General features: G+C 59.7%; 7 protein-coding genes and 1 tRNA gene. 2 read left to right on the top strand and 6 right to left on the bottom strand.

The features are described 5' to 3' along the window. The first annotated feature begins 23 nt into the window (after positions 1–23). Positions 24–575, top strand: coding sequence for an RNA polymerase sigma factor (locus JF616_07490; GenBank protein ID MBW8887586.1), 552 nt, complete (start codon positions 24–26; stop codon positions 573–575). A gap of 20 nt (positions 576–595) precedes the next feature. Here the strand turns inward: JF616_07490 and JF616_07485 are convergent, their stop codons facing one another. The 3 genes from JF616_07485 to JF616_07475 all read right to left on the bottom strand — a co-directional run bounded on the left by JF616_07485 (position 596) and on the right by JF616_07475 (position 2,418). After that, the gene (locus JF616_07485) at positions 596–1,057 is read right to left on the bottom strand and encodes a hypothetical protein (GenBank protein ID MBW8887585.1); all 462 of its coding nucleotides are present in this window, start codon (positions 1,055–1,057) and stop codon (positions 596–598) included. A gap of 72 nt (positions 1,058–1,129) precedes the next feature. Next, positions 1,130–2,035: an OmpA family protein gene (locus JF616_07480; protein MBW8887584.1), complete on the bottom strand. Its 906-nt coding sequence runs from the start codon at positions 2,033–2,035 to the stop codon at positions 1,130–1,132. Further along, positions 2,032–2,418: a hypothetical protein gene (locus JF616_07475; GenBank protein ID MBW8887583.1), complete on the bottom strand. Its 387-nt coding sequence runs from the start codon at positions 2,416–2,418 to the stop codon at positions 2,032–2,034. Before JF616_07475 ends, JF616_07480 begins: the two co-directional genes overlap by 4 nt. A gap of 102 nt (positions 2,419–2,520) precedes the next feature. Here JF616_07475 and JF616_07470 point away from each other — a divergent pair, with 102 nt between their 5' ends. Next, complete coding sequence (locus JF616_07470; GenBank protein MBW8887582.1) at positions 2,521–3,729, top strand: hypothetical protein; 1,209 nt, start codon at positions 2,521–2,523, stop codon at positions 3,727–3,729. Positions 3,730–3,757: 28 nt separating this feature from the next. Here the strand turns inward: JF616_07470 and JF616_07465 are convergent, their stop codons facing one another. The 3 genes from JF616_07465 to JF616_07455 form a co-directional block, all read right to left on the bottom strand. Next, the gene (locus tag JF616_07465) at positions 3,758–5,014 is read right to left on the bottom strand and encodes a type II toxin-antitoxin system HipA family toxin (GenBank protein MBW8887581.1); all 1,257 of its coding nucleotides are present in this window, start codon (positions 5,012–5,014) and stop codon (positions 3,758–3,760) included. A gap of 526 nt (positions 5,015–5,540) precedes the next feature. Beyond that, positions 5,541–5,627 (bottom strand) — tRNA-Leu (locus tag JF616_07460). 102 nt (positions 5,628–5,729) lie between these two features. Beyond that, on the bottom strand, positions 5,730–6,203 hold the full coding sequence (locus tag JF616_07455) for an SEC-C domain-containing protein (protein ID MBW8887580.1): 474 nt from the start codon (positions 6,201–6,203) through the stop codon (positions 5,730–5,732). Positions 6,204–6,386: the final 183 nt, after the last annotated feature.

Below are 6,386 nucleotides of genomic sequence, written 5' to 3'. Positions count from 1 at the left end.
CCAGGAATCGGAGGAACGGAAAAATGACAACCTTAGACGTGCTGCATGCAAGCTCCGAATCGGTAAACAAGAGTCAAACGGACAAGGACCAGCTGTTGAACGAGCTCTTCCGTAAATACCAACGGAAAGTGACCTATGTCTGCTATGGCTATATGAAGGACTGGGACGACGCCCGGGAGATGGCCCAAGAGGCCTTCATCCGCGCCTACCGGGGGCTGGACAGCTTCGAAGGGCGCAGCCATCTCATGACTTGGATCACCCGTATCGCCATCAACCAGTGCCTAAGCCGTTTGGCCGCGCGCGGCCGGGAAAAGCTGGGCCTATTGAATTTCCTGTCCGATCGGGAGAACGAGGAGGCCGAAGACAGGTGGGAAGAGCCGTGCTCCCGGGTGGCCGTGGGGCGTCTGATCGAATTCGCCGACCCGGTAACACGTAAGGTACTGGGGCTGGTGATGCATCAGGGGTTGACGCACTCCCAGATCGCGACCACCTTGGGGGTATCCCGCGTGGCGGTCACCCGCAGGCTTACCCGCTTTAAGCGCAAGGTCCAGGGCAAGGTGGGCTGCCTGGTTTGAACCGGCAGCCCCCAGGCCCGTTATTGCTTGGTCGCCGACGAGGTGACCACGAGATCTTGTTCGGAATCCACCTGATGGGTGGTATAGGTGCCCGAGTTGCCATTAATGACAACGTAGGCGGACGTCGTATCGGTAATGCCGAAGAAGGTGGAGATGGTTATCAGGGAATCCCCCTTGATCGACCAGGTCCCGTTAAACCCAAACCCGCCCAGGCTCTGGATGAAGGACTTGTCGCTTTTGTACTCCGCGGTATTGATGCCGGAGGGGAAGGTGTCGGTCGAATCCACGGTTTTCTTGTTGCCGGCGCTATCGTTTTGCCAGCCCGTATAGTGGGTGGTGGTGATATTCCATTTTCCGATCAAGGCCGCTTCCGTCAAGGCTCCCCCGGTGCCGGGGCCCGTGGGGGAGTCCGATCCGCCGCAGGCCATGAGCAACATCCCCAGCCCTAAGCCTCCTACCATCCATCCGATTACCTTGTTCATCCTCTTCTCCCTTTTGAAAGCGGACCTCTGCGGGCCGTTGAGTGTTTACAATCAACCCGCGCGAAGCGGGTCTTACGGGGTCTTCTTGTCCATGATCACCAAGTCGACGCGCCGGTTCTTCTGGCGGCCTTCCTTGGTGGCATTATCCGCGATGGGTTTGGAGAAACCATAGCCCATGGAAGTGAGCCGGGTCTGGGCGATGCCGCCCGGGGTGACCAGGAACTGCATCACGTTTTCAGCGCGCTTCTCCGATAGCTTCTGGTTGTACTCCTCGCCTCCCACATTATCGGTGTGGCCTTCCACTTGGACGTTCGCGTCCTTATAAATGGTAAGGATGCCGGCGATCTTGGCCAAGTTGGTCTTCAGATCTTGCGTCAAGGTGGCCTTGCCCACGTCGAAAAGGATGTCCGACATGGAAATGATGGTGCCGCGCGCGTCCCGGGAAACCTGGATCAAGGCGCTGTTCAACTGGCTGAAGCGCTTTTCCGCGTCCTCCTTGGCGTCGGCGGCCTTCTTCTTCTGATCATCCAAATCGGCCTTGAGGCTGGAGGCGTATCCGCGTTCCAGCTTGAAGATTTCGTCCTGGGTGGCCACCAGTTCCGCTTGCGTCTTGATGCGTTCGTCCTGCAGGCGGACGCGCTCGGAACGGGCTTGTTCGCCATGGACCTGTACCACCGCCGCTTCGGTCATCAAAGAGCAGGCGGCGATCCAACCGGGGGCATCTTTGCTCTTGGGATCGTCCTTGAGAAGGGCGCGGGCCTCTTGGATGCGGGCGCGGGCGGCCGGCACCAGATCGGGAGGGGCCGAATTGGGATCGAGATCCTTGAGCGCGGCGTCCAGGCGCGCTTCCTGTTCCGTGAGGGGATCCACGGTCTTCTTGACTGCCGCCGCGGGCGCCGCGGCTTCGGCGAGGCGCGGAAGCCCTAAGCCCAAGGCCAAAGCGCAGGTAACGGCGATGTTACGGATGATGCTGTTCATGGTTTCCTCGTCGCTTTCATCTCGCTCAGGATTTCCTGATAGGTCTGCAGCTGGTCCTTATCCTTGGCGAGACCCTTCTTCAGATCTTCCACCTGGGCTTGCACGTCGGAAAGCTCTTTGCTGGCCAGCGCCAGCCGATACAAGGTTGCGGCCAAATCGGATTCCGACGCCGCCTGCTCCTCCTTGCCATCGGCGAGATGCGCTGTAGCCGACTGCAAAGTTTGATCCGCCTTGGCGGTCTGGGGATTGTTCACTCCGGCCTTGTGGCAATATTGCTGTAGTTGTTGCGCTTCGCTCTGGTTGCGCCGCGCCAGGAGCGCTTGGTTGGACCCGCAAGCGGCCAACAGCGCCGCCGCCGCCAGCCCTAATACCCGTTTTGACATTTAGACCCCTTTTTCTGGGGTCAAAATCTAGTGAAGCGGAACGCGAACTGTCTCCCCTAATTTTCGAAGTACATTTCGGAAAAGCGACGCGGAGGGCTGGACATGGTTCGACTTGGCGGACTGTTGGCATCCATTCTGATGGCCGCCGCGCCGGGCCGCGCGGATTGGAAGCGAAGCGATGTGCCGGAAGCGGAGTATTTCTATTCCTTCGCGGTGAGCGGCAAGTCCATCTTCGCCGCAACCGTGGGAGGGCTTTTCCGCTCCGATGATACCGGGAACACCTGGACGCATATCACGAACCTGGGGCTGGACAACACCGTCAATTCCGTTGCGGCCAACGGCTCCGGCGTATACGCCGCCGTTGTCGCGTGGAAAGTACTCCGCACCCAAGACAACGGCGAAACCTGGACCGATGCCAGCGCCGGCCTGCCCACCTCCGTTTTTCCCATCCTCGGGGTCGGGGCTAACACCCTATTCGTCGCAACGGATGATTCCGGAGTCTTCCGCTCGCCCGACAACGGCCGGTCCTGGACCCCGATTAATAACGGTTTGACGCTCAAGCGCGTAAGCTCCTTTCTGGTCAACGGGTCCATCCTCATCGCCGGGACCTTGAATGCCCCCGGATCGATGGGGAGCATTTTCCGCTCCGGGGACGGCGGCGATTCCTGGACCGAGATGAACGATTCGCTCGCGGTAGGCCGCAGCCAAAACCTTGCGATGAGCGGCTCCCAATTGTTCGCCGCGGGCTTCAGGTATAATGACGGCATCTACCGCTCGCGGGACAATGGCCTTACCTGGACGCTGATCAACAACGGCCTGACGCAACCGGATGTCTACTCGCTCTTGGCCAGCGGCCCTTACTTGTTCGCTGGAGCCACGGGCGGAGTATTCTGTTCCCGGAACGGCGGGGACAATTGGACGCGGATCGACAACGGATCGATCAAAGGCGATCTTTATTCCATGATGGTGTACGATTCCACCCTGTTCGTCGGAGCCCGCGGCGAGGTGTGGAAACTCCGCTTGTCTGAATTGCCGACCGATCTCCGCCCCTCAAGCCGTCAGCCGGAAACCGGTTTTCCCCTGGGGTCGCTCTTCCATCCCGGCGACCGCGTCTCCTTCTTCCTCCGGAACAGGGCCGAAATCAGCTTAAGCTTATGCGATGTCCGGGGCAAGGAATCCGTCTTGTTGCGCGGCGCTTTCGATAAGGGCGGGCATTCCGCCCGATTGCGGGAGGATCTCCCTAAAGGCGTATATTATCTACGCCTAACGGCCGGCGGAGAGAGCCGGACCCGGAGCCTCGCGGTTTATTGAAGTTCGGGCAGCGCTGAGAGAATTACGCTTATTCCCCCTTCAAGACCAAAGCGGCATCCTCATGCTCAAATGCCGACTCCATCCGCTCCTGCGCCCCCGCCCCAAGCCCAGTCTTCTTCGCCTCCTCCCGCCAGTTCGAGACCGCTTTCCCGACTTCGCGCGCAATACCCGCCGCCTCTTGTCGAGTCATGGCGAATCGGTCCGCTACTGAGAACGCCGTATCCATGGAGGCTTGGGCGTCGTCCTCAAAAATAGCAGTGGATAGGATCCGCTGTTTGATATCGCTGGGTATCGGATTCAAATCATAAGCCGGTGAAAGGCGCCATCCGCGCTGCCCCTCATAGAGGAATCCATGGTTGCGCAAATGATCGTCCGTGTTCGATATCAGAATATTAAAGACCATGCGCCGCCAGAGCGCGCGAAGGTCTTCGGTGGGGTTTGCCCCGAATCGACGCAGGCAATCGCCGATTTCCGGGTAGCTTCTCTGCTCCCCGTCCTTGGCCCCAAGCATGCTCATGGCGGATAGGAAGGGAATGCGACCGGCGGCGTTCCGGTCAAAGCGGCCCAGAATGAGTACGGGCTTTTTGTTCACCAGTTCGAGTCGCCAGCTTGGAACAGGGATTTTCGCGCGGGCCGCCAGGGCCAAGGCCGTTGCTTCCCAGCGCACAGTGTCATAATCGTCATCCGGCTTCGGAAATTTGGCAATGGACAATCGCCCATTCCGATCCAGGATGGAGGCCTTCGGCCGGGCTCCTCCGAGGGAAGAGCCTGGAGCGAGCAGGAGTCGCAAGTCGGCTGTCCCATCCTCCTCCTTTTCAAGCCGTTCAGTGGCCTTAAGGAGTTTCGGCAACGCAATCAATGGGGGAACCGGAGAGGCATCCGGAACCGCTAGGAAAGGTCCCGAAGGAATTTCGGAAAAGCGAAGGGCGCCCTGACGGGACCTGTCGTCCACTTGCAAGAGGAAATCCGCCTCCACCAAGGTGCGAGCCGGTCGGCCCTCTTTCTTGGCGTCGATACGTTCCGCGCGCCGCATCAATTTTCGGCCCCAGGTGTCGGGCGCTGAATCGCCGATGGTCCCGAATACGGCTTGGTCCGCCACGGTATGATAGGGGCCCGGAGCTGCGGCGAGGGCCGGATCCAAGGAAAACTTCTCGGGCCGCTTCAGCCAGGCGGCATCGTATTCGAAAGAGGCGGAAGGCTTTTCTTTTCGCATGCGCATCCAAAGCCGCCCGGCCAATACCGGCTGGCCTTGCCAATCAACGTGGACATAAATCATCCGTTCCATTGCGCCGTTTCTACCGTGTCCGCGGCAACCGGACCCGCTGGGGTAGCCGTTCGCTTTCTAGGGACAGTCCCAGAGCGTCTTTTGCCGGGTCCACAAGGCTGCCTAGAGCGTCTATCCAGCCCAAGGCAAACAAGGTGCTCGCATATGCGCCCATGGAGGTTCCGGGATCGCCGCGTTCGATTTTACTGAGCGTCAGGACGTGGATTCCGGCACGCTCAGCCAAGAGAGCCGCGGGAATGCGGCGACGGCGGCGTGCTTCGGAAAGATCGATCCCGAGCCTTTTAAGGGCTTTTTCGACAGGGGACGGGTATGTTTTTCGGATCTTCATAAGACATATTATAATATAGTTTAAACCATATTAAACCATATTTAAACATATATTAAATCAAAAGGCCGGAAAGAAACAGATATCATGCACGAAATCAGCCACCGCCTCTGCGGGCACGCCGCATCCCATGCGGTATCGTTGACGGCCCTTTTGGGCTTTTAAGTTCTGGTTCTACGGGGATTTGCCTGAGAGGGAAGTTGGTGCCCGAGGGGAGAGTCGAACTCCCACGACCTTGCGATCACAAGAACCTGAATCTTGCGTGTCTGCCAATTCCACCACCCGGGCACGGGCGATTATCCGGCGGGACGAACCCGGCCGAATGCAGGGGCCTAAAGATGGGAATTCCCCAGGGCCCTGTCAAGGCCGCGGGCGGCGCGCCGAGGGAAGCTACTGGATCAACTCCATGCAGCACTTCTTGAATTTCTTCCCGCTGCCGCACGGGCAAGGATCGTTCCGGCCCACGTCGGTGTATTGCTTTTTGAAGGTCGTCCCCTTCGCCGAGCCATTGGCCCGCAGTCCCGCCAGGTAGCGCGGCTTTATCGTTTCCACGCACATGCGCCAGGCCCCAGCGGGCGGAAAGCGCCCCGAGTCCTTCAGGAAGGCGAAGAAGGCTTCCAGTTGATCGGGTACGTCTCGCTTCGCTTCCGCGGGAAGATCCAGGCGCGGCATGGCTTCCAACAAGACCGCTTCAACGTGCTTGGCCTTGAGATCGGCGAGAGTTTCCGGGCCGCGGGCGGCCGCTTCCCGGAAGAAGGCCCCGAGCAGGCTTTCGATTTGGTCCTTGGCCGGCCCTTCGAGCAACAGGAAATGTTCGGACGCGGCGTATTCGGAAATGAGGCTTTCGGCCTGTTCGCGGAGCATGGGAGGAAAATAGAAAATGGGCTTTCTATCTTACCCCGCGCATGGACAGCGCGCCTCCGACCCCGCCGGCCGCCGGTTCTTCCGGTCCCGCCGGAACTTCCGACGGAAAGCCGCCCCGCCGCCGCTGGCTTGCCGCGACGGTTTTCCTCCTGATCTTGCTGCTGGCCCTGATCCTCCATCGCT

It is taken from the genome of Fibrobacterota bacterium, from assembly GCA_019509785.1.
GTDB lineage: Bacteria > Fibrobacterota > Fibrobacteria > UBA11236 > UBA11236 > Chersky-265.
Note: the sequence above shows the minus strand (reverse complement) of the source record. Positions and strands in the feature narration are given on the sequence as shown.